The sequence below is a fragment of the Sphingomonas kyeonggiensis genome (genome assembly GCF_030812785.1).
GTDB lineage: Bacteria > Pseudomonadota > Alphaproteobacteria > Sphingomonadales > Sphingomonadaceae > Sphingomonas > Sphingomonas kyeonggiensis_B.
The window spans coordinates 297,800-324,359 of record NZ_JAUSTJ010000001.1 but is presented as its reverse complement, the minus strand read 5'-3'; the positions used below and the strand labels follow the sequence as shown (position 1 = coordinate 324,359).

General features: G+C 67.8%; 31 protein-coding genes and 1 pseudogene. 16 read left to right on the top strand and 16 right to left on the bottom strand.

Annotation, left to right across the window (positions count from 1 at the left end):
* The first annotated feature begins 56 nt into the window (after window positions 1-56).
* Together J2W22_RS01580 and J2W22_RS01575 are read left to right on the top strand one after the other, a co-directional pair.
* Window positions 57-839, top strand: coding sequence for an SDR family oxidoreductase (locus J2W22_RS01580; protein ID WP_307116513.1), 783 nt, complete (start codon window positions 57-59; stop codon window positions 837-839).
* The gene (locus tag J2W22_RS01575; RefSeq protein ID WP_307116512.1) at window positions 836-1,369 is read left to right on the top strand and encodes a hypothetical protein; all 534 of its coding nucleotides are present in this window, start codon (window positions 836-838) and stop codon (window positions 1,367-1,369) included. Before J2W22_RS01580 ends, J2W22_RS01575 begins: the two co-directional genes overlap by 4 nt.
* On the opposite strand, the pseudogene J2W22_RS01570 reads toward J2W22_RS01575, so the two are convergent.
* A pseudogene (locus J2W22_RS01570) lies at window positions 1,366-1,662 on the bottom strand (4a-hydroxytetrahydrobiopterin dehydratase); the annotation flags it as partial. The gene J2W22_RS01575 and the pseudogene J2W22_RS01570 overlap by 4 nt on opposite strands.
* A 38-nt stretch (window positions 1,663-1,700) precedes the next feature.
* Between J2W22_RS01570 and J2W22_RS01565 the strand changes: the two are divergent.
* Genes J2W22_RS01565 through J2W22_RS01555 form a run of 3 tightly spaced genes read left to right on the top strand, consistent with a single transcriptional unit; the run spans window position 1,701 to window position 3,291 of the window.
* Window positions 1,701-2,093: a metallopeptidase family protein gene (locus tag J2W22_RS01565; protein ID WP_307116511.1), complete on the top strand. Its 393-nt coding sequence runs from the start codon at window positions 1,701-1,703 to the stop codon at window positions 2,091-2,093.
* The gene (ccmA, locus tag J2W22_RS01560; protein WP_307116510.1) at window positions 2,090-2,656 is read left to right on the top strand and encodes a heme ABC exporter ATP-binding protein CcmA; all 567 of its coding nucleotides are present in this window, start codon (window positions 2,090-2,092) and stop codon (window positions 2,654-2,656) included. The genes J2W22_RS01565 and ccmA overlap by 4 nt, the downstream gene beginning before the upstream one ends.
* The gene (locus tag J2W22_RS01555) at window positions 2,653-3,291 is read left to right on the top strand and encodes a heme exporter protein CcmB (protein ID WP_307116509.1); all 639 of its coding nucleotides are present in this window, start codon (window positions 2,653-2,655) and stop codon (window positions 3,289-3,291) included. Before ccmA ends, J2W22_RS01555 begins: the two co-directional genes overlap by 4 nt.
* A gap of 152 nt (window positions 3,292-3,443) precedes the next feature.
* Here J2W22_RS01555 and J2W22_RS01550 read toward each other — a convergent pair whose 3' ends face one another.
* The 13 genes from J2W22_RS01550 to coxB form a co-directional block, all read right to left on the bottom strand.
* Complete coding sequence (locus tag J2W22_RS01550) at window positions 3,444-3,740, bottom strand: hypothetical protein (RefSeq protein ID WP_269573105.1); 297 nt, start codon at window positions 3,738-3,740, stop codon at window positions 3,444-3,446.
* The gene (locus J2W22_RS01545) at window positions 3,740-4,612 is read right to left on the bottom strand and encodes a class I SAM-dependent methyltransferase (RefSeq protein ID WP_307116508.1); all 873 of its coding nucleotides are present in this window, start codon (window positions 4,610-4,612) and stop codon (window positions 3,740-3,742) included. The genes J2W22_RS01550 and J2W22_RS01545 overlap by 1 nt, the downstream gene beginning before the upstream one ends.
* Window positions 4,613-4,752: 140 nt before the next feature.
* Window positions 4,753-6,144 (bottom strand): threonine synthase, encoded by a 1,392-nt coding sequence (thrC, locus tag J2W22_RS01540; RefSeq protein ID WP_307116507.1) that lies wholly within the window; start codon window positions 6,142-6,144, stop codon window positions 4,753-4,755.
* Window positions 6,145-6,312: 168 nt separating this feature from the next.
* On the bottom strand, window positions 6,313-6,933 hold the full coding sequence (locus tag J2W22_RS01535) for an SURF1 family protein (protein ID WP_307116506.1): 621 nt from the start codon (window positions 6,931-6,933) through the stop codon (window positions 6,313-6,315).
* Window positions 6,933-7,292 (bottom strand): DUF983 domain-containing protein, encoded by a 360-nt coding sequence (locus tag J2W22_RS01530; RefSeq protein ID WP_307116505.1) that lies wholly within the window; start codon window positions 7,290-7,292, stop codon window positions 6,933-6,935. Before J2W22_RS01530 ends, J2W22_RS01535 begins: the two co-directional genes overlap by 1 nt.
* Window positions 7,293-7,336: 44 nt before the next feature.
* Window positions 7,337-8,221, bottom strand: a complete 885-nt coding sequence (locus tag J2W22_RS01525) for a cytochrome c oxidase subunit 3 (RefSeq protein WP_307116504.1) — start codon at window positions 8,219-8,221, stop codon at window positions 7,337-7,339.
* A gap of 88 nt (window positions 8,222-8,309) precedes the next feature.
* The gene (locus J2W22_RS01520) at window positions 8,310-8,870 is read right to left on the bottom strand and encodes a cytochrome c oxidase assembly protein (protein WP_307116503.1); all 561 of its coding nucleotides are present in this window, start codon (window positions 8,868-8,870) and stop codon (window positions 8,310-8,312) included.
* Window positions 8,867-9,034, bottom strand: coding sequence for a hypothetical protein (locus J2W22_RS01515; protein WP_307116502.1), 168 nt, complete (start codon window positions 9,032-9,034; stop codon window positions 8,867-8,869). The genes J2W22_RS01520 and J2W22_RS01515 overlap by 4 nt, the downstream gene beginning before the upstream one ends.
* Window positions 9,031-9,933, bottom strand: a complete 903-nt coding sequence (locus J2W22_RS01510; RefSeq protein ID WP_307116501.1) for a heme o synthase — start codon at window positions 9,931-9,933, stop codon at window positions 9,031-9,033. The genes J2W22_RS01515 and J2W22_RS01510 overlap by 4 nt, the downstream gene beginning before the upstream one ends.
* A gap of 58 nt (window positions 9,934-9,991) precedes the next feature.
* Window positions 9,992-10,342: a hypothetical protein gene (locus J2W22_RS01505; RefSeq protein WP_307116500.1), complete on the bottom strand. Its 351-nt coding sequence runs from the start codon at window positions 10,340-10,342 to the stop codon at window positions 9,992-9,994.
* 131 nt (window positions 10,343-10,473) lie between these two features.
* Window positions 10,474-10,929 (bottom strand): hypothetical protein, encoded by a 456-nt coding sequence (locus J2W22_RS01500; protein ID WP_307116499.1) that lies wholly within the window; start codon window positions 10,927-10,929, stop codon window positions 10,474-10,476.
* Window positions 10,930-11,039: 110 nt separating this feature from the next.
* Entirely contained in the window at window positions 11,040-12,701 is a 1,662-nt protein-coding gene (gene ctaD, locus J2W22_RS01495; RefSeq protein ID WP_307116498.1) for a cytochrome c oxidase subunit I, read from the bottom strand.
* Window positions 12,702-12,705: 4 nt separating this feature from the next.
* Window positions 12,706-13,803, bottom strand: coding sequence for a cytochrome c oxidase subunit II (gene coxB, locus J2W22_RS01490; RefSeq protein ID WP_373422926.1), 1,098 nt, complete (start codon window positions 13,801-13,803; stop codon window positions 12,706-12,708).
* A gap of 179 nt (window positions 13,804-13,982) precedes the next feature.
* On the opposite strand from coxB, the gene pyrE reads away from it, so the two are divergent.
* The 8 genes from pyrE to J2W22_RS01450 all read left to right on the top strand — a co-directional run bounded on the left by pyrE (window position 13,983) and on the right by J2W22_RS01450 (window position 20,887).
* Entirely contained in the window at window positions 13,983-14,567 is a 585-nt protein-coding gene (gene pyrE / locus J2W22_RS01485; protein ID WP_307116496.1) for an orotate phosphoribosyltransferase, read from the top strand.
* A 13-nt stretch (window positions 14,568-14,580) separates the two neighbouring features.
* A complete protein-coding gene (locus J2W22_RS01480) occupies window positions 14,581-15,309 on the top strand; it encodes a pyridoxine 5'-phosphate synthase (protein ID WP_307116495.1) in 729 nt (242 codons plus the stop codon).
* Window positions 15,306-15,605, top strand: a complete 300-nt coding sequence (locus tag J2W22_RS01475; RefSeq protein WP_307116494.1) for a hypothetical protein — start codon at window positions 15,306-15,308, stop codon at window positions 15,603-15,605. Before J2W22_RS01480 ends, J2W22_RS01475 begins: the two co-directional genes overlap by 4 nt.
* Window positions 15,606-16,010: a holo-ACP synthase gene (acpS, locus tag J2W22_RS01470; protein ID WP_307116493.1), complete on the top strand. Its 405-nt coding sequence runs from the start codon at window positions 15,606-15,608 to the stop codon at window positions 16,008-16,010.
* Window positions 16,010-16,882 carry a signal peptidase I gene (gene lepB / locus J2W22_RS01465; RefSeq protein WP_307116492.1) on the top strand — a complete coding sequence of 291 codons (873 nt, stop codon included), beginning with the start codon at window positions 16,010-16,012 and terminating at the stop codon, window positions 16,880-16,882. Before acpS ends, lepB begins: the two co-directional genes overlap by 1 nt.
* Window positions 16,882-18,045, top strand: coding sequence for an AI-2E family transporter (locus J2W22_RS01460; RefSeq protein WP_307116491.1), 1,164 nt, complete (start codon window positions 16,882-16,884; stop codon window positions 18,043-18,045). The genes lepB and J2W22_RS01460 overlap by 1 nt, the downstream gene beginning before the upstream one ends.
* Entirely contained in the window at window positions 18,042-18,662 is a 621-nt protein-coding gene (gene maiA / locus J2W22_RS01455) for a maleylacetoacetate isomerase (RefSeq protein WP_307116490.1), read from the top strand. The genes J2W22_RS01460 and maiA overlap by 4 nt, the downstream gene beginning before the upstream one ends.
* Window positions 18,663-18,820: 158 nt before the next feature.
* Complete coding sequence (locus J2W22_RS01450; RefSeq protein WP_307117970.1) at window positions 18,821-20,887, top strand: TonB-dependent receptor plug domain-containing protein; 2,067 nt, start codon at window positions 18,821-18,823, stop codon at window positions 20,885-20,887.
* Window positions 20,888-21,016: 129 nt separating this feature from the next.
* On the opposite strand, the gene J2W22_RS01445 is transcribed toward J2W22_RS01450, so the two are convergent.
* Window positions 21,017-22,108 (bottom strand): glycosyltransferase, encoded by a 1,092-nt coding sequence (locus J2W22_RS01445; RefSeq protein ID WP_307116489.1) that lies wholly within the window; start codon window positions 22,106-22,108, stop codon window positions 21,017-21,019.
* Window positions 22,109-22,301: 193 nt separating this feature from the next.
* Between J2W22_RS01445 and J2W22_RS01440 the strand changes: the two genes are divergently transcribed.
* From J2W22_RS01440 to J2W22_RS01430, 3 genes are read left to right on the top strand one after another with little or no spacing between them, the layout of a single operon-like run.
* Window positions 22,302-23,234: a hypothetical protein gene (locus tag J2W22_RS01440; RefSeq protein ID WP_307116488.1), complete on the top strand. Its 933-nt coding sequence runs from the start codon at window positions 22,302-22,304 to the stop codon at window positions 23,232-23,234.
* Window positions 23,231-23,749 (top strand): DUF2141 domain-containing protein, encoded by a 519-nt coding sequence (locus J2W22_RS01435; protein ID WP_307116487.1) that lies wholly within the window; start codon window positions 23,231-23,233, stop codon window positions 23,747-23,749. The genes J2W22_RS01440 and J2W22_RS01435 overlap by 4 nt, the downstream gene beginning before the upstream one ends.
* 12 nt (window positions 23,750-23,761) lie before the next feature.
* The gene (locus tag J2W22_RS01430; protein ID WP_307116486.1) at window positions 23,762-24,961 is read left to right on the top strand and encodes a glycosyltransferase; all 1,200 of its coding nucleotides are present in this window, start codon (window positions 23,762-23,764) and stop codon (window positions 24,959-24,961) included.
* Here the strand turns inward: J2W22_RS01430 and J2W22_RS01425 are convergent.
* Window positions 24,898-26,448: an ArnT family glycosyltransferase gene (locus tag J2W22_RS01425; protein WP_307116485.1), complete on the bottom strand. Its 1,551-nt coding sequence runs from the start codon at window positions 26,446-26,448 to the stop codon at window positions 24,898-24,900. The genes J2W22_RS01430 and J2W22_RS01425 overlap by 64 nt on opposite strands.
* Window positions 26,449-26,560 lie beyond the last annotated feature (112 nt).

The window sequence follows — 26,560 nt, the reverse complement described above, 5'->3', positions numbered from 1 at the left end:
CGCGGCGCTTTGTGCGGGATGAAGTCGCAAAGGTCAAAAGAACAGGAGGCGGGGACATGACGGTGAAGGCGGCATTCATCACCGGCGGCGCATCGGGCATCGGCCTGGCGGTCGCGAAGAGCCTGGCGGCGGATGGCTGGCTGGTCGGCCTGGCCGACATCAACGCGAGCGGTCTGGAGGCGGCGAAGGCCGCGATCCCCGGCGCCGAGACCTATGCGATGGACGTGCGCGACCGCGATGCCTGGAAGGCGGCGCTCGCCGATTTCGGCGGCAAGAGCGGCGGCCGGCTCGACTTCCTGTTCAACAATGCCGGGATCGCGGTGGGCGGCCAGCTCGAGACGATCTCGGACGCCGACGTCGAGCGCGGCCTGGGGATCAACATCAACGGTGCTGTCTATGGCGCCCGCGCCGCCTATGCGCTGCTCAAGGCGACGCCCGGATCGGCGATGATCATCACCAGCTCGGCGGCGGGCATCTCGGGCAATGCCGGCATGGCGATCTATGCCGCCGGCAAGTTCGCGATGCGCGGCTTCGCCGAGGCGCTCAACGCCGAATGGGGACATGACGGCATCTATGTAGCCTCGCTGATGCCGAGCTTCATCGACACGCCCTTGCTCAACCATGTCACGCAGGATTCGAACCGCAACGTCCGCGAATCGGTGCGCGCCGCGGGGCTGGAGATCACCCCGGTGGAGGAGGTGGCGAAGACCGTTCGCGGCATGCTCGAGGCCCGCAAGGACGTCCATACCCGCGTCGGCAAGACCGCGCACCGGCTGTGGTTCATGGCGCGCTGGATGCCCGGCACGCTGCGCAAGATGCAGCGGCGCGCGTTCAAATGAGCGAGCCGCGGCGCCCGATCTTCCACCGCGACCGGATGGAATATTGGGCGTTCGTCGCCCAGATCGTCAGCGCGCTGGCGGTGGTCGCCTCGCTCGTCTTCGTCGGGCTCCAGCTCTACGACAGCAACCGGGTCGCGGCGCGCAGCGAGGCCAACGACACCCAGGCGCAATGGTCGTCGTTCCGCGCCTCGATCTACAGCTCGCACGATACCGCCGAGATGTTCCGCGCGGGCCTGGAGGGCAGCCAGGCGCTCGATCCCGCGGACCAGCTGCGCTTCGACTATCTGATGCGCGAGCATGGCTGGGCGACCTATCAGGTCTGGGAGCGGGTGCGCGACGGGCTGATGCCGCGCGCGCACTACGAGGCCGGCCAGGGCGCCGATTTCGTGCGGGTGATCTGCACCAGGGGCGGCTGGGCGGTCTGGTCGCGGATCAAGATCGAGCTGGCCAGACCCTATGTCGACGACATGGACCGGATGGCCGCCGCCTATGCGCGCGCCAATCCGGGCAAGGTCGGCTGCACCGGCTAGAGCAGGGCGTCGATCGCCTGGGCCATCTGGATGTCGCGGGTGGAGAGCCCGCCGGCGTCGTGCGTGGTCAGCAAGATATCGACCTTGTTCCAGACGTTCGACCATTCGGGATGATGGTCGGCCTTGTCGGCGAGCAGCGCCACGCGTGTCATGAAGCCGAAGGCCTGATTGAAGTCCTTGAACACGAACTTGCGGGTGATCGCGTCGCGCCCCGGCTCCCAGGTCCAGTCGGGCAGCGCCGCGAGCGATTCCTCGCGAAGTCCGTCGGTCAACCGCGCCACCATCATTGCCTCCTTGCCGTAGCTCCGGTCCCCGGCCTATTCCCGGCGGCATGACCGGGCAAGCCCCAGACGCCGCCATTATCGAGGCGCTAGCCCGCGCCGCCCTTGCGCGCATCCCCGAGCCCTTCCAGGGCTATCTCGCCGACATCGTGCTGGTGGTCGAGGACTTCGCCGACGACGAGACGCTCGACGCGATGGGCATCGAGGACCCCTTCGACCTGACCGGCTTGTACCGGGGCCGCCCCGTCGGCGAGAAATCGGCCTGGGACGGGGTGACCATGCCCGACGAGATCCATCTCTATCGCCGGCCGCTGCTCGACGAATGGGCGCATACCGGCGTGACGCTCGAATCGCTGGTCAACCATGTCGTGGTGCACGAGGTCGGCCATCATTTCGGGCTTTCCGACGACGACATGCACGCGCTGGAAGACTCGGCCGAGTGAGTGGCCTGGCCCTTCGCGGCGTGGCATGCCTGCGCGGCGGACGGCTGCTGTTTGAAGGGCTCGACCTGGCGCTCGCGCCCGGCGAGGCGGCGCTGGTGACCGGCCCGAACGGCGTCGGCAAGTCGAGCCTGATCCGCATCGCCGCCGGACTGCTCGCGCCGGCTGCCGGCAGCGTCGAATGCGAGGGCGCCCGGGCGCTGATGGCCGAGGCGCCGGCACTCGATTCCGAGCTTCCGCTTGCCGCTGCGCTCAACTTCTGGGCCGGGCTCGACGGCCGGCGGGACGTGGTGCCGGACGTGCTGGCGTCGCTCGACCTCGGCCCCCTGGCGCAGGTGCCGGTCCGCATGCTCTCGACCGGCCAGCGCCGCCGCGCCGCGCTGGCCCGGGTGGTGGCGAGCGCCGCGCCGATCTGGCTGCTCGACGAGCCGGCCAATGGCCTTGACGCCGCATCGGTCGCGCTGCTCGAAGGGCTGATCGCCGGCCATCGTGCGGCGGGTGGGATCGCCCTGGTCGCCACGCATTTGCCGATCGCGCTGCCCGATGCGCGCGAGGTGCGGCTGTGAGCATCTATGCTTCCCTGATCTGGCGCGAACTCAGGCGTGCCTGGAGCACCGGCGGGTTGGCGCTGCCCCTGGTGTTCTTCCTGCTGGTCGCGATCCTCTTTCCCTTCGCGGTCGGGCCCGATGCGAAGCTGCTCGGCCGCATCGCGCCGGGCGTGATTTGGGCGGCGGCTTTGCTGGCCGCGCTGCTGCCGGTCGAGCGGCTGGTGTCGCCCGATCTGGAGAGCGGCGTGCTCGACCAGCTGGCGGTGCGGGGCCTGCCCGATTCGGGGGTGGCGGCGGCCAAGGTCGCCGGCCATTGGCTCGGTTTCGCGCCCGCGCTGCTGGCTGCGACGGTGATCGCATCGGGGCTGCTCCAACTGCCCGGCGAGGGGCTGGCGCCGCTGCTGCTGGGGCTGCTGATCGGCACGCCGGGGCTGGCGGCGCTGGGGGTTGCCACCGCGGCGCTGGTCGCCGGGCTGCGGGGAGCCGGCGCGCTGGCCGGGCTGGTCATGCTGCCCTTCGCCGTGCCGCTGCTGATCTTCGGCGCCACCGCCGACCAGCCGGGCGCGCTCAAGCTGCTTGGCGCGGTGAGCCTGTTGCTGGTGGCGGGCTGCCCGTTCGTGGCGGGGGCGGCGGTTCGGATGGGGCGGAGTTAGGCCGTTCGGGCCGCGCGCGGGTCATCGTGCCGTCGAAGAGAGCCTTTCCGTCATCCCGGCGGAAGCCGGGATCTCAGGCGAAGGCGCAGGGAAGGAGCCGCACGAGATCCCGGCTTTCGCCGGGATGACGGTAATTTGTCAGGTCCGGGGCGTCAGGCTTCCGGCGGCAGCTCGTCGCCGTACACCACCATCGCCGAGCCGTCGGCCAGTGCATCCGCAGCGGCAGCGCGCAGCACCGGGTCCTCGGTCGCGCCCGGATCCGCGACTTCCATGCCCTTTTCCAGCCGCACCAGCATCCAGCCGGTGCCGAGCGCGACACCGGCGGCCTTGGCCTGCGCTTCCTCGAAGCTGTCGGCCGAGACATAGATCAGCATCGCGTGGCGCCCGCCTGGGCGGCGGCCCTCGACGGTGTCGGCGACTGCCGTTGCGAGGAATACCGACAGGCCCATCAGCCGCGGCTCCAGCGTGCGAAGATCGCGGTCGGCAGTTCGAGCCCGCGTGCTTCCTCGCGCACCGCCAGCTCGCCGCATTCCACCTTGCCGGGCAGATGCGCGACGTGCTGGCGCAGCAGCTCGCCGATCGCCAGCGCCGACATGCGCACGGCATAGACGGTGAGGAACAGGAAGCGGGAGTTTTCGTCGAGCAGCCGGCAAGTGTCGGCGATCAGGCCGGGCAGGCCTTCCTCGAGCTTCCACACTTCGCCGTTCGGGCCGCGGCCCCATTTCGGCGGATCGAGGATGATCCCGTCATAGCGCCGCCCGCGCCGCACTTCGCGCGCGGTGAACTTGGCGGCGTCGTCGATCATCCAGCGGATCGGCAGGTCCTCCATGCCCGACAGCGCGGCATTGGCCTTGCCCTCGGCCACCGATTTCTTCGAGGCGTCGACATGGGTGACCTTGGCGCCCTTGGCCGCCATCGCCAGGCTGCCGACCCCCGTATAGCCGAACAGGTTCATGAACTCGGGCGCATCCATCCCGTCGATCTGCGACCGCATCCAGTGCCAGACCGGCGACATGTCGGGGAAGAAGGCGAGGTGGCGGAAGGGGGTGTTCTGCGCGGTGAAGCGGACTTCTTCCCAACGCAGCGGCCAGCCTTCGCTGGCTACCTGCTTGGTGAAGTTCCAGCGGCCGCCGCCATCCTCGTCGGCACCCGGCACGAATTCGCCATGCGCATCCCAATTGTCGGAGGCGGGCGCCCACATCGCCTGGGGCTCGGGACGGATGAAGCGATATTTGCCGTAGCGCTCGAGCTTGCGGCCATGGCCGCTGTCGACCAGCCCGTAATCGGCCCAGGGCTCGCCGGTGAGAGTGATGAGGTCCATGGGGGGTCTTTAGACAACCGACCCAAATTCGTCATCCCCGCGAAAGCGGGGACCCATCTCCTGAACTCACCTGACGCAAAACGGCTGTGTTGCGCGGGACATCTGCACGAGATGGGCCCCGGCTTTCGCCGGGGTGACGGCTATTGGCGCGGCTTGGCGATGCCGGTGATGTAGTCGCGCACCGCGCCCAGCGTGCCGGGCAGCACTTCGTAGCGCTCCTGCCGGTCGAACAGGTCGCCGACGCGCGCGGGCAGGCTCGGGCGCATGCCGGTGGCGCGCTCGACCGCGTCGGCGAACTTGGCGGGGTGCGCGGTGGCCAGGGTGACGATGGGAACGTCAGCCGGGATGTCCGCCCGGCGCGCGGCGGCGAGGCCGATCGCGCTGTGCGGATCGATCACCTGCGCGGCTTCGGCCGAGGCCCAGCGCATCGTCTCGCTCATCTCGTCGGGCGTGATCCGGTCGCTCGAGAAGATCTTCGCCGCGCCCTGCTGCTGCGCGTTGGTGAGGCGCATTGCCCTGGTCGATTCGAAGCCGGCCATCTGCTCGGCGACGCTGGCGCCGGCGAGATCGAACAGCAGCCGCTCGAAGTTCGAGCTCACCTGGATGTCCATGCTCGGCGCCGCGGTCGGCGTGACGGTGCCCGCCGAATAATCGCCATTGGCCAGCGCGCGGTGGAGGATGTCGTTGACGTTGGTGGCGACCACCAGCCGCTCGACCGGCAGGCCCATGCGCGCCGCGACATAGCCGGCGAAGACGTCGCCGAAATTGCCCGTCGGCACCGCGAAGGCGACCTTCTGCGCCGGCGCGCCGAGGCGGACCGCAGCGTAGAAATAATAGACCACCTGCGCCATCAGCCGGGCCCAGTTGATCGAGTTGACTGCGCTCAGGCGGAAGCGGGTGGTGAAGTCGCGGTCGTTGAACAGCGCCTTCACCATCGCCTGGGCATCGTCGAAGCTGCCTTCGATCGCGATGTTGTGGACGTTGGGTGCCAGCACCGTGGTCATCTGGCGGCGCTGCACGTCGGAGACGCGGCCCTTGGGATGCAGCATGAAGATGTCGACGCCGTGCCGGCCGGCGACCGCGTCGATCGCGGCGCTGCCGGTGTCGCCCGAGGTCGCGCCGACGATGGTCAGCGGCTCGGAGCTGCCGGTCAGGAACTTCTCGAAGAGCAGGCCGAGCAGTTGGAGCGCGACGTCCTTGAAGGCGAGCGTCGGGCCGTGGAACAACTCGAGCAGGAAATGCTTGTGGTCGAGCTGGACCAGCGGGGTGACCGCGGCCTGGGAGAAGCGGCCATAGGCCTGCTCGCAGAGCGCGCGCAGCTCTTCCTCGCTCAGGTCCTCGGCGGTGAAGGGGGCCATCACCCGGACGGCGGTCTCGACATAGGAGAGGCCCTTGAGGCTCTCGATGTCCGCGCGGCTGAAGCTCGGCCATTGGGTCGGGACGTACAAGCCGCCGTCGCTCGCCAGGCCGGCAAGGGTCACGTCACGGAAGCCAAGCAGCGGCGCAGTGCCTCGGGTGCTCTGATAGTGCATGAGCGCGGGGCCTAGCGGGGAGCGGGGAGGGGGACAAGATAGGCTATGTTTAGGGGCGCTATTCCCCCAAGCGCACGCCCCACTCCGTCATCCCGGCGAAAGCCGGGATCTCGTGCGGCTCTTTCCCCGGGCCATCTCCTGAGATCCCGGCTTTCGCCGGGATGACGATTATGGCTTCGGCTTCTGCCGCCATTTCAGCGCCAGCAGATAGATCACCGAAGCTACAGCTGCGAACAGGAACCACTGCACCGCATAGGCGAGGTGGTTGTTGGGCACGCTGGACAGGTCCGGCCTGGCGGTCGGCTCCAGCCCCGGTGCGGCGCTCTCCGAGATCAGCATCAGATGCTTGGGCTCGCTGTCGAACAGGCCGGCGAGCAGCGGGCGGTGATCCGGGGCGTGGGTGATCGTGCCGGTCGCCTTGCCGCCCTTCCAGACCGGCTGGAACTTGGGATCGGGCGCCACGCCCATGTCGATCAGCAGTACCGCGCCTTCCGCGCCGGTGCGGCACTGGGCGAGGTGGCGATAGCCGTTGCCGCCCTTGATCGAGCGGCCGCCCTGGCTCTGCCAGCCGACCACCTGGAGGCAATAGGCGGTGGCGCGGCGGAACAGATACTGGTCGCCGACCGGCAGGCGCGGGAAGGCCATTTCGGGCTTGTCGAAATTGGCGGCGTACTGCTGGAGCGCGGCCAGCTTCTCGCCGCGGCGCTCGAGCTGCCAGACGCCCAGGCCGATCATCGCGGCGACGGCAAGGGCGACGAGGATCGTCGGGATCAGCGGAAAGCGCGGCATCATTCGCTCCGAACGCGCCCTTCGCCGGCGCGGTTGCGATATTCGAGCGCGAGCAGCAGGCCTTTGGAGAAGCGCAGCGCCAGGATCACCAGCGCGGCGGTGACCGGGATCCAGAGCAGCGCGTGGATCAGTACGCCGGGCTGGAAGGTGAACTCGACCCAGAGCGCCAGCCCGGTGACCAGCGCGCCGATGCCGAGGGTGAGGAACACCACCGGCCCGTCGCCGACGTTGAAGCGGGTGAAGTCGAGCCCGCAGGCCGTGCACCGGTCGGCAAAGCCGGTGAAGCTGCGGAACAGCGTCGGCGCGGCGCAGCGCGGGCAGGCGCCCTTGGTCCCGGAAAGGATCGGGGGAGGCGACACTGGGCCGCCTCCCCCGAGAGAATCGCTATCGGTGTCGGTCACGCTCAGCCGGCGTGGACCGGCGCGCCCCAGCCGCCCCAGACATAGATCGAGGCGAAGAGGAACAGCCACACCACGTCGACGAAGTGCCAGTACCAGGCCGCCGCCTCGAAACCGAAATGCTGCTTCGGGGTGAAGTCGCCCTTGTAGGCGCGGACCAGGTTCACGATCAGGAAGATCGTGCCGACGATCACGTGGAAGCCGTGGAAGCCGGTCGCCATGAAGAAGGCGCCGCCATAGCTCGAGCCATGCTCGGCCGCAGCCTGGAACGGGAAGGGCGCCTCGGCATATTCATAGGCCTGGAGGCTGCTGAAGGTCAGGCCGAGGATCACGGTGAGCCACAGGCCCTTGAGCACGCTGTCATTCTCGCCGACGCCGAGCAGGCCCCACAGGCCCTTCTTCTCGCCGCCGCGCTCATTGTGGATCAGGCCGTGATGCGCCCAGGTGACGGTGCAGCCCGAGCAGAGCAGGATCAGCGTGTTGAGCAGCGGGAACTTCCAGGCGTCGAGCACCTCCATGCCCTTGGGCGGCCACTGACCGCCGACCGCCTCGACGTGCGAGGGGAAGAGCGAGAAGTCGAACCAGGCCCAGAACCAGCCGACGAAGAACATCACTTCGGAAGCGATGAACAGAATCATGCCGTAGCGCAGGTGGAGCTGCACGATCGGAGTGTGATCGCCGGCATGCGCTTCCTGGATCACCTTGCTCCACCAGCCGAACATGGTGATCGCCACCAGCGTCAGCCCGGAGAAGAAGACCAGATAGGCGCTCGTATATTTGTGCATCACCATGATGCCGCCCACCGCGAGCACGAACGCAGCAAATGACCCGAAAAGCGGCCAGATGCTGGGTGGAAGGATATGGTACTGGTGATTCTTAGCCCCGGCCATCGATCTTCCCTGTCCTAATGCTTTTGCGCGGGAGCTTAGGGTGCGAAATCGCATCCCGCAACAATCCTCGCGCGTGCGGCGGTTTCGCTCAGTGCGCCTTGGCGGCGGCGTCCTTCACTGCCTGCGAATCGGCGGGGAAGAAAGTGTAGGAAAGGGTGATCTCCTGCACGTCGCGCGCGTCCGGATCGTCGAGGATCTTGGGATCGACATAGAAGATCACCGGCATGCGCACCGTCTCGCCGGGCTTCAGCGTCTGCTGGGTGAAGCAGAAGCACTGGATCTTGGTGAAATACTTGCCGACGAACACCGGGGTGACGTTGAACGTCGCGGTGCCGGTCACTTCGCGGTTGGAGGTGTTGGTGGCGGTGAAGAACGCCATGTCGCGCCCGCCGATGTCGATCGTGTCGGACCGGCGCTCGGGCTGGAACTTCCAGGGAATGCCCTTGGCGACGTTCGAATCGAAGGCAATCGTGATCTTCTGGCCGACGCTGCCAGGGGCCCGCAGGCCCCTTTGCGTCGTGCCGTTGAGGCCGGTCGCCTCGCAGAACATCCGGTAGAGCGGCACCGCCGCGAAGCCGAGCCCGGTCATCGAGCACACGCCGATGCCGGCGAGGATCGCGACGCGCAGGTTGCGGCTGATCCGGATCATCCGCCGTGGCCGAGCTGGATCTTCACGATCGAGATGGCGAAGACGAGCACCACGAACAGCCCGAGCAGCACCGCCATCACCACGGCGCGGCTGCGCTGGCGGGCGCGGACCAGCTCCGCCTCGTCGATCGGCGTGGGCGGGGTCTTGATCAGATCATCGGTCATGCGAACCACCTGTCGACGACGAGCGCGCCGAAAACAATGAACAGATAGAGGATCGAGAATTTGAACAGCCGCTTCTCAGGGACCATCGCATCGTCGGGCTCGGAGCGGCGGATCGCCACCTGCACCGCCATGGCGAGGAACAGGCCGGACATCACCGCGGCGATGATTCCGTAGATCGCGCCGGTATAGCCGAGGGGCCAGGGCGCGGCGGCGCACAGGATCATCGGGAGGGTGTAGAGCCCGATCTGGATGCGGGTGGTGCGCTCGCCTGCCACCACCGGCAGCATCGGCACGCCGGCATTGGCGTAATCGGTCTTCACGAACAGCGCGAGCGCCCAGAAATGCGGCGGCGTCCACAGGAAGATCAGCGCGAACAGCAGCATCGGCATGGTGCTGACGTCGCCGGTCGCGGCGGCCCAGCCGATCATCGGCGGGAAGGCGCCGGCCGCGCCGCCGATCACGATGTTCTGCGGCGTCCGGCGCTTGAGCCAGATCGTGTAGACGAACACGTAGAACAGGATCGAGGCGGCGAGGATCAGCGTCGCCGCCAGGTTGATCGCGAAATACATCAGGGCGAGCGAAAAGCCCGCCAGGCCCACGCCGAAGTGCAGCGCCGACTGGCGGTCCATCCGCCCGGCAGGCAGCGGCCGCTTGGCGGTGCGCTTCATCTTGGCGTCGAGATCGGCCTCGTACCATTGGTTGAGCGCCCCCGCCGCGCCCGCGCCCAGCGCGATGCACAGGATCGCGGTGAAGCCGAGGATCGGGTGGATCGGCACCGGCGCGGCGAGCATGCCGCACAGGCCGGTGAAGACGACAAGCGTCATCACCCGCGGCTTGGTCAGCGCGAGGAAATCACGCCAGTCGGCGGGCAGGGTTACGGTGGCGGAAGCGGTGCTCATGGTCGTGCAGGAGCTATAGGCCGGAGCGGGCCACGGGGGAAGTGGACGGATTGTCCGTTCAGTCCCTTGCCGGGGCGCGGTAGTTGTGCGTGGCGCGCCCTTCGAGCACTTCGATCATATAGTCGCCGTTCGGCGCCTCATCGAGATACGCGTGGGCGAGTGCCCAGGCCCGGGCTTCGAACGCGTCGACCGGTTCGCCGCGTTCGGCCATGGCCTCGCACTGGCCTCGGAAGGCGCCGGTGGCGAACTCCATGGTGCGGGCGCGGGCCCTGGGATGCTCGTCGGTGCTGGACAGCTCGAGGAAGCGCCGGAACGGTCCATCGAGAAAGGCGTCGGCCGACATCGGCATCGCCGTGTGGATCGCCCTGGCCAGGTCGTAATAGTCGTTGAACCTCGACCAGTCGGGCATGGGCTCAGGGCGCGGAAATCGGGGCGACGGTGGGCCGGTCCTGGCATTTGGCCGAAGCCAGCGCCTCCACCGGTTGATGATGTCTGCCATGCCCGATCGTCCTCCAGCCGCCCGCCCGACGCAAGTTGCGTTCAGCGCGCCTTGGTCAGCCCGGCATCGAGAACCGCGAGCGAATCGCCGCAACCGCGCCAGAGATAGTCCTTGTTCAGAGTGACCACGACCCGGGTCGGATAGACGCGGTTGCGCTGCTCGTCCCGGCACGGCGCCTCTGTCACTTCGATCGACAACGGCTCCTCTTCAGATTCGACGAACACCAGGGGCTGGCCGCGTCGGGAGGTTCCCATCGGGATGAGATTCTCGATCACGATTGCTCCGTCGATCCGCACCATTCCGGCGCCGCGCGCGATCGTGCTCACATAGCCGCTGCGTCGGTCCCGCCGGGGCTCAAGCTGGTGCCATTCGAGGTTGCCGCTCTCGATCAGGAGCCGCCATTTCGGCCGGCTTCCGGCTGCGTCGAAGCGCAAGTCGTCGCGCGGCAGCGGGCTGCTCAGCGATGAAAGCGCGACAAGGGGCAACCAGCGCAGCATTGCTTCAGCCTATCCGCCGCCGGCGCGGGCGGCAACGGTGTGCCCCGCAAATGAAAACGCCCCGGAAGTTTCCTCCCGGGGCGCTTTCTAGTTCAGCCTTTCGGCCCGGCTCAATGGTGGCCGTGATCCTCGATCACCGGCAGCGTCTCGAACTGGTGGAACGGCGGCGGGCTCGACAGCGTCCATTCGAGCGTCGTCGCGCCTTCGCCCCACGGGTTGCCCTCGGCCTTGCGACCGGCGAGCAGCGACAGGATGACGTTGACGAAGAAGAGGATCATCGATGCGGCCATGATCATGTAGCCGATCGTGGCGACATAGTTCCAATGGGCATAGGCGTCCGGATAGTCCGGATAGCGGCGCGGCATGCCCTGCAGGCCCAGGAAGTGCATCGGGAAGAACATCACGTTCACGCCGATGAAGAAGATCCAGAAGTGCAGCTGGCCGAGCAGCTCGTTGTACATCCGGCCCGACATCTTCGGGAACCAGTAGTAGAAGCCGGCGAACAGCGAGAACACCGCGCCGAGCGACAGCACATAGTGGAAGTGCGCGACGACGTAATAGGTGTCCTGCATATAGTCGTCGACGCCGCCGTTCGCGAGCACGACGCCGGTCACGCCGCCGACGGTGAACATGAAGATGAAGCCGATCGACCAGACCATCGGGGTCTTGAAGCTGATCGAGCCGCCCCACATGGTGGCGATCCACGAGAAGATCTTCACGCCGGTCGGCACCGCGATCACCATGGTCGCGGCGGTGAAGTACATCTTCACGGTGACCGACATGCCGGTGGTGAACATGTGGTGCGCCCACACGACGAAGCCGACCAGGCCGATCGCGACCATGGCGTAGGCCATGCCCAGATAGCCGAACACCGGCTTGCGGCTGAAGGTGGCGATGATCTGGCTGACGATGCCGAAGCCCGGCAGGATCATGATGTACACTTCGGGGTGGCCGAAGAACCAGAACAGGTGCTGGTAGAGGATCGGGTCGCCGCCGTACTGCGGATCGTAGAAGGCGGTGCCGAAGTTGCGGTCGGTCAGCAGCATGGTGATCGCCGCGGCGAGCACCGGCAGCGCCAGCAGCAGCAGGAAGGCGGTGATCAGCACCGACCAGACGAATAGCGGCATCTTGTGCAGGGTCATGCCCGGCGCGCGCATGTTGAAGATGGTGGTGATGAAGTTGATCGCGCCCAGGATCGAGCTGGCGCCCGCGAGGTGGAGCGACAGGATCGCCATGTCGACCGACGGCCCGGGCTCGCCATAGGTGGAGAGCGGCGCATAGACCGTCCAGCCGGTGCCCGCGCCGATGCCGACGAACGGCGAGGCGAGCAGCAGCAGGAAGGCCGGAATCAGCAGCCAGAACGAGATGTTGTTCATGCGCGGGAACGCCATGTCCGGCGCGCCGATCATGATCGGGACGAACCAGTTGCCGAAGCCGCCGATCATCGCCGGCATGACCATGAAGAACACCATGATCAGGCCGTGCGCGGTGATCAGCACGTTCCAGAAGTGCATCGCGTCGTCGAACTTGGCCTCGCCGTGCAGCATGCCGAGCCAGGTCGGCAGATACTGGATGCCCGGCTGCATCAGCTCGGCACGCATCAGGCCCGAGATCGAGCCGCCGATGATGCCCGCGACGATCGCGAAGATCAGGTAGAGCGTGCCGATGTCCTTGTGGTTCGTCGACATGAACCAGCGGGCGAAGAAGCCCGGCTTGTGATCGGCATCGTGGTGCGCATGATCGTCATGCGCGTGAAGGGCGATATCGGTCATGGTCTCAGTTGCCCGTGGTGTTGCCGGCGGCGGCACTGGCGGCCGGCGCGGTCTCGTTGGTGGCAGCCGGTTCGGCGGCGGCGTTGGTCTCGGCAGCGTTCGCAGCGGCCGGCGCGGCGGCGTTCTGCGCGGCCTCGGCAGCCGCGGCTGCGGCGACCTCTGCCGGCATGGTGCCGCCCTTCGACTTCACCCACTGGGCGAACTCGGCCGGCGACACGGCCTCGACCGCGATCGGCATGTATGCGTGGCGGGCGCCGCACAGCTCGGAGCACTGGCCGAAATAGAGGCCGGGCTTCTCGATGATGAAGCTGGTCTCGTTGAGCTTGCCGGGCACCGCGTCGAGCTTGATCCAGAAGGCGGGGACCGCCCAGCTGTGGATCACGTCCTGCGCGGTGGTGACCAGGCGGATCGGCACGCCGACCGGCAGCACGACGCGCTGGTCGGTCGCGAGCAGGCGGGGGCCGTCGGCGTCGGTACGGTAGCGCTGGCCGGCCGGGACCTGGCCCTGCTCCTTGAGCATGTTGGCGGTCAGCTGGATGCCGCCATTGTCCGGATATTCATAGCTCCAGAACCACTGGTTGCCGATCGCCTTGAGGGTGATCGCATCCTTGGGCGCGGGCTTGAACTGCGCGGCGAGCAGGCGGATCGAGGGGACCGCGATCGCGATCAGGATCAGCACCGGGACGAGCGTCCAGACGATCTCGATCACGGTGTTGTGAGCGGTCTTGGACGGCGTCGGATTGGCCGCGCGGCGATAGCGGAAGATCACCCACAGCAGCAGGATCAGCACGAAGATCGAAATCACCGTGATCAGCGGCACCAGGATATGGTTGTGGAAGTCGTGCGCTTCCTCGCCGATCTTGGTGACCTGCGGCTGGAGCGCGATTCCCTCAGCGACCGGCTGGCCGATGCCCGGGGCCGCCTTGGTCAGCGGCTTGCCCGAAGCGTCGAGCGTGGGATCGGCTACCGCCGGCGTGGCGGCTGCGGCGGGTGCCGCGCTGTTCGCGACCGGTGCCGCGGTGTTAGCAACAGGCTCCTGGGCCGAAGCGGGCGTGGCGAACGCCATCCCCGCCGCCAGGAGGATCGAAGTCAACCCAAGCATGCGCATCGTCTATCTTCACCCTGTTCCGCAAGAGCCCCGGGCTGGGAAAGGATTACCCCCAGTGCAACCGGGGTATACGAGCCGTGCATCCATTCTCAACCCTTTTTGATCGCCCGTTGCGGTGGATGGGAGGTGGTCCTAAGGGAAATCGACAGTCCCCGCGATGATTGGAGCGAGCATTGGAAGGCAACGCAGTTCTGGATGAGTTTCGTGCTGCAGGTGCGTTGCTCGAAGGCCATTTTATCCTCTCTTCGGGCCTTCGCTCTCCCATCTTCCTGCAAAAGATGCGTATTTTCGAGGACCCTGCCCGAACCGAGCGTGTGTGCAGTGCACTAGGAAACTTGATTCGCGAGTCGTTTGGCGAAGTCGACATGGTCGTGTCGCCGGCGATCGGCGGAATCATCCCGGGCTATGAGACGGCGCGGGCGCTCGGCTGCAAGGCGGTGTTCGTCGAGCGCGAGGAGGGCGAGTTCCAGCTGCGCCGCGGCTTCGAGATCCCCGAGGGCGCGCGGATCGTGATGGTCGAGGACATCGTCACCACCGGGCTTTCGTCGCGCGAATGCATCGCCGCGATCCGCAAGCATCCGGGCAAGCTGCTCGGCGCCGCCTGCATCGTCGATCGCTCGAACGGCAGTGCGGATGTCGGCGTGCCTTTGGTCTCGCTGCTCAGGATGGACGTGCCGGCCTATCCGGCGGACCAGTTGCCCCCCGAGCTGGCGGCGATCCCTGCGATCAAGCCCGGCAGCCGGGCGATCACTGCATAAGGAGGCGCCAAAGGTGACCGGCAAGCTTCGCCTGGGTGTCAACATCGACCATGTCGCCACCGTGCGCAACGCGCGCGGCTCGGGCTATCCGGATCCGGTACGTGCGGCATTGCTCGCCGCCGAGGCCGGTGCCGACGGCATCACCGCGCATCTGCGCGAGGATCGCCGCCACATCACCGACGACGACATCGCCCGGCTCTCCGCCGAGCTCACCGTCCCGCTCAACCTCGAGATGGCGGCGACGCAGGAGATGCTGGCGATCGCGCTGCGCCACCGCCCGCACGCCGTGTGCATCGTGCCCGAGAAGCGCGAGGAGCGGACGACCGAGGGCGGGCTCGATGTCGCCGGGCATTTCGACCACCTGGCGCCGATGGTCGCGAAGCTGCGCGACAATGGCAGCCGCGTCTCGCTGTTCATCGAGCCGGACGAACGCCAGATCGACGCGGCGCTCCGCCTGGGCGCGCCGGTCGTCGAGTTCCACACCGGCCGCTATTGCGAGCTGGCCGAGACCGACCGCGCCGCCGAGCTGCGCCGGATCGCCGATGCTGCGGCGCTTGCCGCCAAGGAAGGGATCGAGCCGCATGCCGGGCACGGCCTGACCTTCGACAATGTCATCCCGATCGCGGCGATCCCGCAGATCATGGAGCTCAACATCGGCCATTTCCTGATCGGCGAGGCGATCTTCGACGGCCTCGCCCCGGTGATCCGCCACATGCGCGCACTGATGGACGAAGCACGGTGACGACTCTGCCGCGCGCACGCCTCGGGCTTGTGCTGGTGTCGTTTCTACCGTTGCTGCTTGCAATTCGGATTGCACTGGTTCCGGTCGGAATCCTCTATGGCAAGATACCAGACCCGGAAGCCGGCATGATCCTGCATACGCTGATGCGTGGCGGGGTTATTTTCGCCCCGGCGATATTTCTCTATGCCGCGGCCTGGATCAGCCATGCGCGCGGGAATGGCATTTGGTGGTGGCTGTTCCTGATGCTGCTGGTTGCTCCGGCGAGTGTTGGCACCCTGATCTGGACGGGACCCTAGATGATCATTGGCCTCGGCTCCGACCTCTGCAACATCGAGCGGATCCAGAAGTCGCTGGACCGGTTCGGCACGCGCTTCGAGCAGCGCAGCTTCACCGACCTCGAGATCGCCAAGGCCAAGACCCGTCCGCACAACTATGCCGCGACGCTCGCCAAGCGCTTCGCGGCCAAGGAGGCCTTCTCCAAGGCGGTTGGAACCGGCTTCAAGCGCGGCGTGTTCATGAAGGACATCGGTGTCGTCAACGCACCCTCCGGTGCCCCCACGCTGGCATTGACCGGGGGCGCGAAGGCGAGGCTTGACGCCATCACTCCCGCGGGTCACGTCGCCGTGGTGCATCTGACGCTGACGGACGATCATCCCTGGGCGTTCGCCATGGTGATGATCGAGGCGGTGAAGGAAGGTTGATGGGGGCGGACGAGCTCGCGTTGAGTCACCAGGCGTATGAGGAGGAGGCCGAAGCCCGACCGCACACCGACTGGTGGGCGGAGGCGCGCGGCATCCTGTGGCTGGTGCTCGCCGTGCTCGGCTTCCACAGCCTGATCGCCAAGCCCTTCTTCATCCCCAGCGAATCGATGCTCCCCGGGCTGCTCGTCGGCGACAGGCTGGTCGTGACCAAATATCCCTATGGCTATAGCTGGGTGACGCCGACCTTCCATGTGCTGCCCTTCATGCCTGGGCGCATCCTGGGCCGGCTGCCCGAACGCGGCGACGTGGTGATCGTCACGCCGCCGGGCACCAATACCGACTATATCAAGCGGGTGATCGGCCTGCCCGGCGACACGATCGGCGTGCGCGGCGGTATCGTCTATCTGAACGGCAAGGCGGTGCCGCGCCGGGCGATGGGCGACCGCTACATCCCCGTCGATCCCAACACCCGCTGCGACGAGGAGCAATATCCCGGCTTCCGGGTGACCCGCGACGGCAAGGCTTATTGCCGCCTGCCGATCTTCCGCGAGACCCTGCCCAATGGCCGCTCCTACGACACGGTCGACCTCGGCTTCCGCCCCGGTCGCGGCGACAATTATCCCGAGATCCGCGTGCCCAAAGGCAAGGTGTTCCTGATGGGCGACAATCGCGACAATTCGGCCGACAGCCGCTTCCCGCTCAGCCAGAACGGGCTCGGCGGGCCGGTGCCCTGGGAGAATATCGGCGGCCGCGCCGAGTTCATCACCTTCAGCCTCGATGGCAGCGCCAGCTGGAACCCGCTGACCTGGCCCAAATCCTTCCGCCCCGGCCGTGCCGGCACCTCGCTCCATCCGCAACGGGATAACCACTGATGAGCGATCCGCTCGCCTCGCAGAACGTCCATGTCGTCCAGGAGCCGGGGCCGAACGAGCTCCGCGATCCGGTGGTCCGCGCCGAGCTCAAGAAAGCGAGCGTTTGGTTCGGGCTGGCCATCGCGGTCGCGCTGTTCGTGCTGCTGGTCCAGCCGATCCTGATCATCTTCGGCGGGCTGGTCTTCGCCTCGATGCTCGATGGCGGCGCCCGCCTGCTCGGCCGCATTCTGCCGATCCCACGCTCGCTGCGCATCGTGATCGTCATCCTGCTGATGATCGCCTTCTTCGGCGGCATCTTCTACCTGACCGGCGTGCAGATCTCCGCCCAGGCCGAGCAACTGCGCACCACGCTGGAGGTGCAGGCCAACAAGGTCGCGCAATGGGTCTCCGACCTCGGGCTGATGCCCGGCCGCTCGGACCTGACCGGGCTGGTCCAGCAGGCGCTGGGCAGCGTCGGCAAGCTGACCTCGGCGGTCGGATCGGTGTTCGGCGCGGTCTCGTCGCTGCTGATGATCTTCATCATCGGCCTGTTCGTGGCACTCGAGCCGCGCATCTATGAGCGCGGCCTGCAATGGATGGTGCCGATGGACGCACGCGACCAGTTCGCCGTCATGATCAGCCGCATGGCCACGACGATGCGCCGCCTGCTCGCCGGCCGGCTGCTCGGCATGTTGTTCGAGGGCGTGGTCACGGCCTTCTTCCTGTGGCTCGTCGGCGTGCCGATGGCGCTGCTGCTCGGCATCATCACCGGCGTGCTCGCCTTCATCCCCAATATCGGCGCCTTCGTCTCGGGCGTGATGATGGTCTCGGTCGGCTTCAGCGCCGGGACCGAGACGGGCATCTGGGCGATCATCATCTATTTCGGCGTGCAGAATTTCGACGGCTATGTCGTGCTGCCGCTGGTCGCCCGGCACACGGTCGACATGCCGCCGGCGCTCACTTTGTCCTCGCAGATCCTCGCCAGCACGCTGTTCGGCGTGCTCGGCCTGGCGCTCGCCGATCCGATCGTCGCGATGATCAAGGTCGCGCTGGAGAGCGAGGCGGAGCGCGCCGCCCGTGCCGCCGACGAGCATGGCCCGCGGCTCAAATGGCGGGTGCGGCTGCGCAGGGGCTATGCCGAGGACGCGCCGACACCGCTCGAGCCGCCGGCGGGCGCGGCATGATCCTCTATGATTATTTCCGGTCCTCGGCCGCCTATCGCGTCCGCATCGCGCTGAACCTCAAGGGGCTCGCCTATCAGCAGCAGGACGTGATGCTGCTCGAGAACCAGCAGCGCAGTCCCGAGCATCTCGCCCGCAATCCGCAGGGGCTGGTGCCGGCGCTGGAGGCGGAGGGCAAGGTGATCACCCAGAGCCTGGCGATCATCCAATGGCTCGATTCGCGCTATCCCGAGCCGCGGCTGATCCCCGCCGATCCCGATGCCCGCGCCGCCGCGATGGCGCGTGCGCTGGTTGTGGGGGCGGACATCCATCCGCTCAACAATCTGCGGGTGATGCGGCGGCTCAAGGAGATGGGGATCGACGAGGCGGGCCGGAACGACTGGACGCGCCACTGGATCGCCGAGGGCTTTGCCGCTTTGGAGGCGATGGCCGGGGACGGCCCATTCCTCGGCGGCGACGCGCCCGGCATCGCCGATCTCTTCCTGGTGCCGCAGATGTACAATGCCCGCCGTTTCGAGACGCCGCTCGACGCCTTTCCACGGCTCGTCGCGATCGACGCGGCGGCGACCGCGCTGCCGGCCTTCGCCGCGGCGCATCCTGACGCCGTGGCGCCCAAGTGAGGTCCCCCTTTCTAAGCCCCTCCCCTTCAGGGGAGGGGTTTGGGGTGGGGAATGTGTCTCACCGAGAGCAGCGCTCGCGGACAGGCCCCACCCCAACCCATCATCGGGTGAACAGCGCCCTGCGCTGTTCAGGCCATGCCGGGGGCATGGCCGACCCGATGATCCTGAAGGGGAGGGGCTTGTTTCTGATCGCCGCTACTCTGTTCCCGCTCCCGGCCTTCGCGCAGGAGCAGGACGAGGCTGCTATCGTGGTCACCGGCCGCGGGCTCGAGGCGCCGCCGGGCGAAGCCGCCTATGACGTGGTGACGATTGATCGCGACCGGATCGCAGGCACCGCCAGCGGCCGGCTGGAGGACGCGTTGCGCGACGCCGCCGGTCTCGCCCAGTTCCGCCGCTCCGATTCGCGCTCGGCGCATCCGACTTCGCAGGGCGTCACCTTGCGCGGGCTCGGCGGCAACGCCTCCAGCCGCGCGCTGCTGCTGCTCGACGGCGTGCCCCAGGCCGATCCGTTCGGCGGCTGGGTCGCCTTTCCCGCCTATCTGCCGAATCGGCTCGCCGGAGCCCGAATCGTCCGGGGCGGCGGCAGCGGCTATGCCGGGCCGGGCGCGCTTGCCGGCACGATCGAACTGGAGAGCGGCGGCCCTGCGCAGCTCGGGGCGCTGTCGCTCGACGCGCTCTATGGCAGCCGCGACAGCATCGACATGTCGGGCGTCGGCGCGGCGAGGCTGGGTCGGGGCTTCGTGACGCTTGCCGGCCAATATGCGCGAGGCGACGGCTTCACCCCGATCGTCGAGGCAGATCGCGGCCCCGCCGATCGTCCGGCACCCTATGAGCAGGCGGCGGTCGCGGTCCGCGCCGTCGCCGATCTCGGCGGGGCTACCGAGCTCCAGGCAAACCTCTCCGCCTTCACCGATCATCGCGATCGCGGCGTCGACTTCACCAAGGTGAAGAGCGAAGGCGCCGATGCCAGCCTGCGCATCGTCGGGCGCGGCCGCTGGGGCTGGTCGGGGCTCGCCTATCTCCAGACGCGCGGCTTCGCCTCGGGCTTTGCCAGCGTCAACGACACGCGCAGCACGGCGACCGCGACGCTCGACCAATATGCCGTGCCGGCCACCGGCATCGGCGCACGCATCGAAGTCGCGCCACCCATTGGCGGCGGGGTGACGCTGCGGCTCGGCAGCGACCTGCGCCGCGTCTCGGGGCGGACCGAGGAGCTGTTCAACTATGTCGCCGGCTTGCCCACCCGCCGCCGGGTCGCCGGTGGCGAGAGCCTGACGGTCGGCAGTTTCGCCGACGCCAGCTATGAAAGCGGCCCGCTGACGCTCAGCCTGGGTGGCAGGCTCGACCATTGGAGCATCTCCAACGGTTCGTTGCGGGAAACTTCGCTCGCCCTGGGCCCGGTGCTCACCGATAGCCGCTTCCCGGACCGCGACGGGACCGAGGCGACCGGTCGCGCCGGTGCGGCGTACCGGCTGGGCCAGGTCACGCTGCGCGCCGCCGCCTATCGCGGCTGGCGGCTGCCGACGCTCAACGAGCTCTATCGCCCCTTCCGCGCCGGTGCCGACGCGACCGCCGCGAATGCCGCACTTGATCCGGAACGGCTGACCGGTGCCGAGATCGGTGTGGACTGGCGGCCGGCGCCGTCCTTGACCTTCCGCGCGACCGGCTATTGGAACCGGCTCGACGGCGCGATCGCCAATGTCACGCTGGCGCAGGGGCCGGGGACGTTCCCGGGCGTCGGTTTCGTCTCGGCGGCGGGCTTCTATCGCCAGCGGCAGAATCTCGATGCGGTGACGGCCAAGGGCGTCGAGCTGGACGGACGCTGGGTGGCGGGGGATCTCAGCCTAGGCGCTTCCTATGCCTTCACCGATTCGCGGGTCTCCGCCTCGGGCGTGTCCGCCGGGCTCGACGGGCTGCGTCCGGCTCAGACCGCGCGCCACCAGGCCAGCGCCACGCTCGGCTGGGTGCATGGCGATGCCGGCGCGTCGCTCACCGCGCGCTATGCCGGGCCGCAGTTCGAGGACGACCAGAACGGCCGCACGCTGAACGGCGCCTTCACCCTCGACGCCACCGCCGCGCTGCCGATCACGCGCGGCCTGGCGCTCCAGGCGCGGGCGGAGAATATCTTCGATGCCGAGGTGCAGGCGGGGATCAGCGGCCCGGGCGTGGCCGAGCGGGCGTTGCCGCGGACCTTGTGGCTGGGCGCGCGACTGCGGCTGCGGTGAGCCCAATTCGTCATCCCGCCTTCCAACCGTCATCCCGGCGAAAACCGGGATCTCGTGCGGCTCTTTTCCCGTGCCTTCGCCTGAGATCCCGGCTTCCGCCGGGATGACGGATTGGTAGTAGGATGACGGCTATTGGGGCCGTTGGCTGACAATCCGGTCGAACAACGCGAGATACTCCGCGATCGGGTCGCCGCTCGTCGTGACCGGCGCGGGCCGCACCGAATCGGGCGCCAGCCAATGGTCGAGCGCCGCGACCAGTCCGTCGGCATCCTCGCGGTCGATTACGGTCCCGAGCGCAGGATCATGGACGATCTCGCGCACCGCGACGCTCGATTCGGTCGAGACCACCGGCGTTCCCACCGAGAGCGCCTCGCGCAGCACGCCGGGCACGCCTTCATAGTCCGAGGTCAGCACCGCGACCGCTGCGCCCTTGATCGCGGGGAGGGGATCGCCGGCATGGCCGGGCATCGCCACGCGGTCGCTCAGCCCGAGCGCCGCGACCTGCGCTTCCAGTTGCGCCCGGGCGCTGCCTTCGCCCAGCAGCAGCAGCTTCACCTGGCGGTCGGCGAGGCGGGGCAGGGCGGCGAGCAGCCGGTCCCAGCGCTTCTGCGGCTCGAGCCGGCCGACGCCGATCAGATAGCGCCCTTCCGGCAGCGGCACCGGCGCCGCATCCGCGATGGCCGAGGCGGGCGGATTGGCGATCACGCTCACGCGGTCCGGCGGCATGCGCATCTCGGCGACCGCCTCGGCCGCCATCGCCGGGGTCATCGCGACGACATGGTCGAGGAAGCGCGGATGGAGGCGCAGCCAGCGGCGATAGCGCCACGCGGCGCCCGGCGAGAGCTCGGGGCGGACCAGCGCGTTGGATACTTTGGCGACGATCGGCGGGCTGCGCCGGCCGAGCCGCAGCCGCGTGGCCGCGGCGATGCCGCTGTAATGATTGCCCGCGCAGAAGATCAGATCAGGGCAAACATCGCGCACATGCGATGCCAGGCCGAGCAGCGCCGAATAGCGTGCATCGTTCAGCTCTATAAGATTGATTTCGCTGGGAATTTCTGAAGCCAGCGGGCCCTCGCGGCTGCCCAGTACCAGCGTCACCCGGCGCCCTTCGCGCAGCCAGCCGGCGGCCATGCGCAGCATCGCCCGTTCCACTCCGCCGCCCTGCAGGCGCTGGGCATAGGTGAGGATGTGCTGGGCGGACTCGTTTTGTGTGCGGTGCAACATAGACCTTGCGAATTGCCACTCTTACGCCCAAATCGCCCCCGCAATAAACCGTATTCTGCTGTCACCAGCCATTTTCGCGTCGTGTGAACTGGGGGCTGCAAAGCCGCATGGCGCCGGTAAGATACTGTAATACGCCCGTTCTTTGGGCAGCGGATACGAATCAGTGAACGAACCCAGTCTGGAGGCTTCGGTGAACACGAGCGTTGTCGAGGCCGTCCCCCTGCCGGGCGCGCCCGATCTTGCGGGCCTGGAGCCCGTCGAAAAGATCAAGCGTCGCTGGCCGGCACTGGTCGGCGGCGCGCTCACGCTGCTGATGATCGTGGCGCTCGGCCGCGAGCTGTTCGGCTCGGGGCTGGCGGGTCTGTATCGCACGCTGCCGACCAACCCGCTCTTCTACCTGGTCTTTGCGCTCTATTATGTCGGACCGCCGACCTTCGACTACATCATCTTCAAGCGCCTCTGGCAGATCCCGCTCGCCGGGCTCGCCGCGCTCCACAAGAAGCGCATCTCGAACGAAGTGCTGTTCGGCTATTCGGGCGAGGCGTATTTCTACGCCTGGGCCCGCCAACGCACCCAGATGGTCGCCGCCCCGTTCGGCGCGGTGAAGGACGTGATGATCCTGTCGGCGATCGCCGGCAACGCGATCACCTTCGTGATGATGATCGTTGGCCTGCCGCTCTATCTTGGGCTGGTGCCGCCGCAATGGAAGCTGGCGGTGATCGGCTCGGTCGGGGTTCTGGCGCTGATGTCGCTGCCGTTCCTGCTCTTCTCGAAGCGCGTCTTCTCGCTGCCCCGCCGCGAGCTGTGGTGGGTGTTCATGGTCCACTGCATCCGTATCCTCACCGGTTCGCTGCTCGTCGCGATCGCCTGGCACCTGGCGATGCCGGGCGTGTCGATCGGCGTGTGGCTGATGATGGCCGCCGGCCGCCTGCTGGTCTGGCGCCTGCCGCTGGTGCCGAGCAAGGAAGCCGCCTTCGCCGCGATCACCGGCGTGGTGATCGGCCAGGGTTCGGCGATGTCCGAGCTGATGGCGCTGATCGCCGGCCTGACGCTTCTCGCCCATGTCACGCTGATCGGAGGGTTCAGCGTCCAGGCCCTGCTCACGAGGAACAAGCAGCAATGATCCGTGCCCTGACCGCCAGCACCGCCGCCGCGCTCGCCTTTGCCGCGAGCCCGGCCGCCGCGCAGCAGGATCCGGTCGACGGCACCTGCGCGATCCCCGGCGGCGCGCGCCTCTATGTCAACGTCACCGGCCTCAAGGACCGGATCGGCCGGCTGAAGGTCGAGCTCTATCCGCCCAACGAGGAAGACTTCCTGCGCGACGACACCTCGCTCAAGAAGGAGGGCAAGCCGTTCCGCCGCGTCTGGGCGTCGGTGCCGCAATCGGGCCCGGTGCGCATCTGCATCCGCGCGCCCAGCGCCGGCACCTGGGCGGTGCTGTTCACCCATGACCGCGACGGCAAGAACAAGTTCAACTTCTGGGAGGACGGCGCTGGCTTCGCCAGCAACCAGAAGCTTGGCCGTAGCAGGCCCAAGGTGCGCCAGGCCCTGGTCAATGTCGGCGCGGGTGGTGGACAGATCACGATCAAGGCCCAATATCTGCGCGGCCTGGGCGGCTTCGGTCCGCTCGACGACTGAGGAGGCGCCTGCATGCGCATCGTCGACGTCAACGAGTTCTATTCGCCGACCGGCGGGGGCGTCCGTACCTATCTCGACCGCAAGATGGGCATCATGGCCGATATGGGCCATGAGCTGACCGTGATCGCCCCGGCGCTCGAATCGAGCGTCGAGGAGCGTCCCGGCGGCGGCCGCGTCATCTGGGTCAAGGCGCCGCCGCTGATCCTCGACCGCAATTACGGCATCTTCGTCAAGGACGAGCCGGTCTGGAACCTGCTCGACGAGCTGCAGCCCGACATCGTCGAGACCAGCTCGCCCTGGCTGCCCGGCTGGACCGTGGCGCGGTGGAAGGGCGATGCGGTCAAGGTGTTCTTCGCGCATGGCGACAATATCGGCGCCTATCCGCAGCGCTGGCTAGATAGCGTGGCGACCCCGATCCAGGTCGAGCAGGCATTCGCCTGGTACACGCGCTACATGAACAACTTCCTCCAGCATTACGATGCGTTCGTCACCAACGGCCCGGCGCTCGCCAAGCGCTTCCGCCGCCGCGGCATGACGGTCCATGCCTCGATGCCGCTGGGGATCGAGCGGCAATGGTTCTCGCCCGACCTGCGCGACGAGAAGCTGCGCGTCGCGCTATTGGCGCAGCTCGGCCTGCCGCCCGAGGGGCATCTGCTGCTCGGCCTGGGCCGGCACCACAAGGAGAAGCGCTGGCCGCTGGTGATCGACGCGGTCGAGGCGGCGGCGAACGACCTGCCGGTCGGCCTGATGCTGATCGGCGACGGCCCGCAGCGCCGCCAGCTCGAGGAGCGAATCGCCGGCAGCCCGCACATCAAGATCTTCCGGCCGGTCTATGACCGGGTGCGCTTCTCGCGGATCATGGCGAGCTGCGACGCGCTGATCCATGGCTCCGACGCCGAGCCGTTCGGGCTGGTCGCATCGGAGGCGCTCGCCTCGGGCCTGCCGCTGATCGGGCCCGACGAGGGCGGGTTCGCCGAGATTGCCGATCCGCTGTTCGCCGAGACCTATCGCGCGCGCGACGCCTATTCGGCGGCCGATGCGATCCGCCGCATGTTCGGCCGCGAGCAGAGCATCCTGCGCAACGCCGCGCGCATCGCCGCCGGCAAGGTGCGCAGCGACGCCGACCACGCCGCCGAGCTCATGGCCTATTACGAGGGCTTGCTCGAGGCGAAGCGCGGCGCCGGCGGCTTGGTGGCTGCCGGCAGCTCGTAGACCGAGATATAGAGATCGCCGAGCGGCCAGCGGCCGCGCAGGCGATAGCCCATCTCGTCCATCCGCTGCACCGCCAGCCGGTGCGAGTCCATGCGCTCGCCATAATAGGTCGGGCGCATCACCACGATCTCGGGCCGCTGGGTGAAGATGCGGTTGATCTCCTCCAGCTGGTCGACGCCCAGCGCGCCATTCTCGCGCTCGCGCGAGAGGTGGCTGGGGAAGATCCACGGCGTCACCGTGCAGCGTCCGGTATAGCTGTAGAGGATGGCGTTGCCCGAATAGACGTACATGCAGCCGCTGCCATGGCCGATGCCCTCGGCCAGCGCCTCGAGCTGCTCGGCATTGCCGCGGTGCCACTTGGCGCTCCACGCGGTGTATTCGCCGCCAAGCCCGGCCGCGAGCAGCATCACCGGGGTCAGCCATTTGCGGCCGAGCTCGGTGCCGCCCAGATAGCCGGCGCAGCACAGGCTCGCCGGCACCAGCACGGGCAGGGCGTAGTGGTTGAACCAGCTGCCGAACACGAGCAGCCCGATCACGGCGGCGATCAGCCAGCCGAAGAACAGCGCGCGCACCGGATGCTCGCTCGGGTCCTTCACCGGCACGTGGCGCGACAGGCCCGAGACGATCAGCAGCAGTCCCAGGATCAGCGCGATCTTGAGGAAGGCGCGCAGCAGCACCGCGGGCGGATCGCTCAGCCGATCGACGATCGAGCCGAAATTGGCGTAGAACCAGGGCTCGCCATGCCCCATCAGGATGAAGACGGCCCAGACGGCGAGCGTCGGCAGCCACACCGCCGACGCCCATAGGCCGCCGCGGCGCAGGACATGGGCGATGCCGGTGCCGAGCTTGATCTCGTGCCACATCAGCCACAGGCCGAGGAACATCGCCTCGAACACCACCGAATATTTCACCTGCATCGCCACGCCGACGATCAGCATGGCCAGCGTGCCGCGATGGATGCGGCGGCGGTCGCCGCTCTCGTCGCTCGGGCTCGGCACGACGAGCAGGAACGCCCAGGCCATCAGCAGATTGTAGAAGACCGGCGCCTGGCCGCCCTGGCCGTCGGCGAAGTTGATCATGAACAGATAGAGCAGCGCCACGGTCAGCGCGCCGCGTCCCCATCCGGCCTTCTCGGCCAGCCGCGCGATCAGCAGCGCGGTACCGACCACGGCCGCCAATGCCATCGCCTGGTAGATCCAGATTCCCGCCGGCACGCCGAAGGCGGCGGGCAGCAGATAGATCAGGAACAGGCCGACGGGCTTGCGATCCCATACGTCGACGAAGGGCACCGCGCCGTGCAGCATCTGCTGCGCCGTGACGAAGTAGAACTCCTCGTCGACATGGACCACGGGGTTGCCGAAGGTCAGCGCGCGGACCGCAATGGCGACGAGCAGCAGGATCGACCAGCGCGGCAGCGCGGTGACGACTGCAGTGAGGTCGGTCAGGCGAGTCGTCCGGCTCCCCAGCACTTCGGACTTGCTTGCCATCAGGAGCGCGGAGCCCCGGGCGGAAGGTGATGCGGCATGAAGTTGGACAGGGCCTTGTTGCGTGCGACTGCAGGCGTGCTTAGCGTCCGCGGCGCGTGCTGTCACGAACTCG

Excerpts from the sequence above, each read along its gene's own strand:
- J2W22_RS01580 (WP_307116513.1), top strand. The coding sequence starts at position 57 with ATGACGGTGAAGGCGGCATTCATCACCGGCGGCGCATCGGGCATCGGC.
- J2W22_RS01575 (WP_307116512.1), top strand. The coding sequence starts at position 836 with ATGAGCGAGCCGCGGCGCCCGATCTTCCACCGCGACCGGATGGAATAT.
- J2W22_RS01565 (WP_307116511.1), top strand. The coding sequence starts at position 1,701 with ATGACCGGGCAAGCCCCAGACGCCGCCATTATCGAGGCGCTAGCCCGC.
- J2W22_RS01550 (WP_269573105.1), bottom strand. The coding sequence starts at position 3,740 with ATGGGCCTGTCGGTATTCCTCGCAACGGCAGTCGCCGACACCGTCGAG.
- J2W22_RS01545 (WP_307116508.1), bottom strand. The coding sequence starts at position 4,612 with ATGGACCTCATCACTCTCACCGGCGAGCCCTGGGCCGATTACGGGCTG.
- thrC (WP_307116507.1), bottom strand. The coding sequence starts at position 6,144 with ATGCACTATCAGAGCACCCGAGGCACTGCGCCGCTGCTTGGCTTCCGT.
- J2W22_RS01535 (WP_307116506.1), bottom strand. The coding sequence starts at position 6,933 with ATGCCGCGCTTTCCGCTGATCCCGACGATCCTCGTCGCCCTTGCCGTC.
- J2W22_RS01525 (WP_307116504.1), bottom strand. The coding sequence starts at position 8,221 with ATGGCCGGGGCTAAGAATCACCAGTACCATATCCTTCCACCCAGCATC.
- J2W22_RS01520 (WP_307116503.1), bottom strand. The coding sequence starts at position 8,870 with ATGATCCGGATCAGCCGCAACCTGCGCGTCGCGATCCTCGCCGGCATC.
- J2W22_RS01515 (WP_307116502.1), bottom strand. The coding sequence starts at position 9,034 with ATGACCGATGATCTGATCAAGACCCCGCCCACGCCGATCGACGAGGCG.
- J2W22_RS01510 (WP_307116501.1), bottom strand. The coding sequence starts at position 9,933 with ATGAGCACCGCTTCCGCCACCGTAACCCTGCCCGCCGACTGGCGTGAT.
- J2W22_RS01505 (WP_307116500.1), bottom strand. The coding sequence starts at position 10,342 with ATGCCCGACTGGTCGAGGTTCAACGACTATTACGACCTGGCCAGGGCG.
- J2W22_RS01500 (WP_307116499.1), bottom strand. The coding sequence starts at position 10,929 with ATGCTGCGCTGGTTGCCCCTTGTCGCGCTTTCATCGCTGAGCAGCCCG.
- ctaD (WP_307116498.1), bottom strand. The coding sequence starts at position 12,701 with ATGACCGATATCGCCCTTCACGCGCATGACGATCATGCGCACCACGAT.
- coxB (WP_373422926.1), bottom strand. The coding sequence starts at position 13,803 with ATGCTTGGGTTGACTTCGATCCTCCTGGCGGCGGGGATGGCGTTCGCC.
- acpS (WP_307116493.1), top strand. The coding sequence starts at position 15,606 with ATGATCATTGGCCTCGGCTCCGACCTCTGCAACATCGAGCGGATCCAG.
- lepB (WP_307116492.1), top strand. The coding sequence starts at position 16,010 with ATGGGGGCGGACGAGCTCGCGTTGAGTCACCAGGCGTATGAGGAGGAG.
- J2W22_RS01460 (WP_307116491.1), top strand. The coding sequence starts at position 16,882 with ATGAGCGATCCGCTCGCCTCGCAGAACGTCCATGTCGTCCAGGAGCCG.
- maiA (WP_307116490.1), top strand. The coding sequence starts at position 18,042 with ATGATCCTCTATGATTATTTCCGGTCCTCGGCCGCCTATCGCGTCCGC.
- J2W22_RS01450 (WP_307117970.1), top strand. The coding sequence starts at position 18,821 with ATGATCCTGAAGGGGAGGGGCTTGTTTCTGATCGCCGCTACTCTGTTC.
- J2W22_RS01435 (WP_307116487.1), top strand. The coding sequence starts at position 23,231 with ATGATCCGTGCCCTGACCGCCAGCACCGCCGCCGCGCTCGCCTTTGCC.
- J2W22_RS01430 (WP_307116486.1), top strand. The coding sequence starts at position 23,762 with ATGCGCATCGTCGACGTCAACGAGTTCTATTCGCCGACCGGCGGGGGC.
- J2W22_RS01425 (WP_307116485.1), bottom strand. The coding sequence starts at position 26,448 with ATGGCAAGCAAGTCCGAAGTGCTGGGGAGCCGGACGACTCGCCTGACC.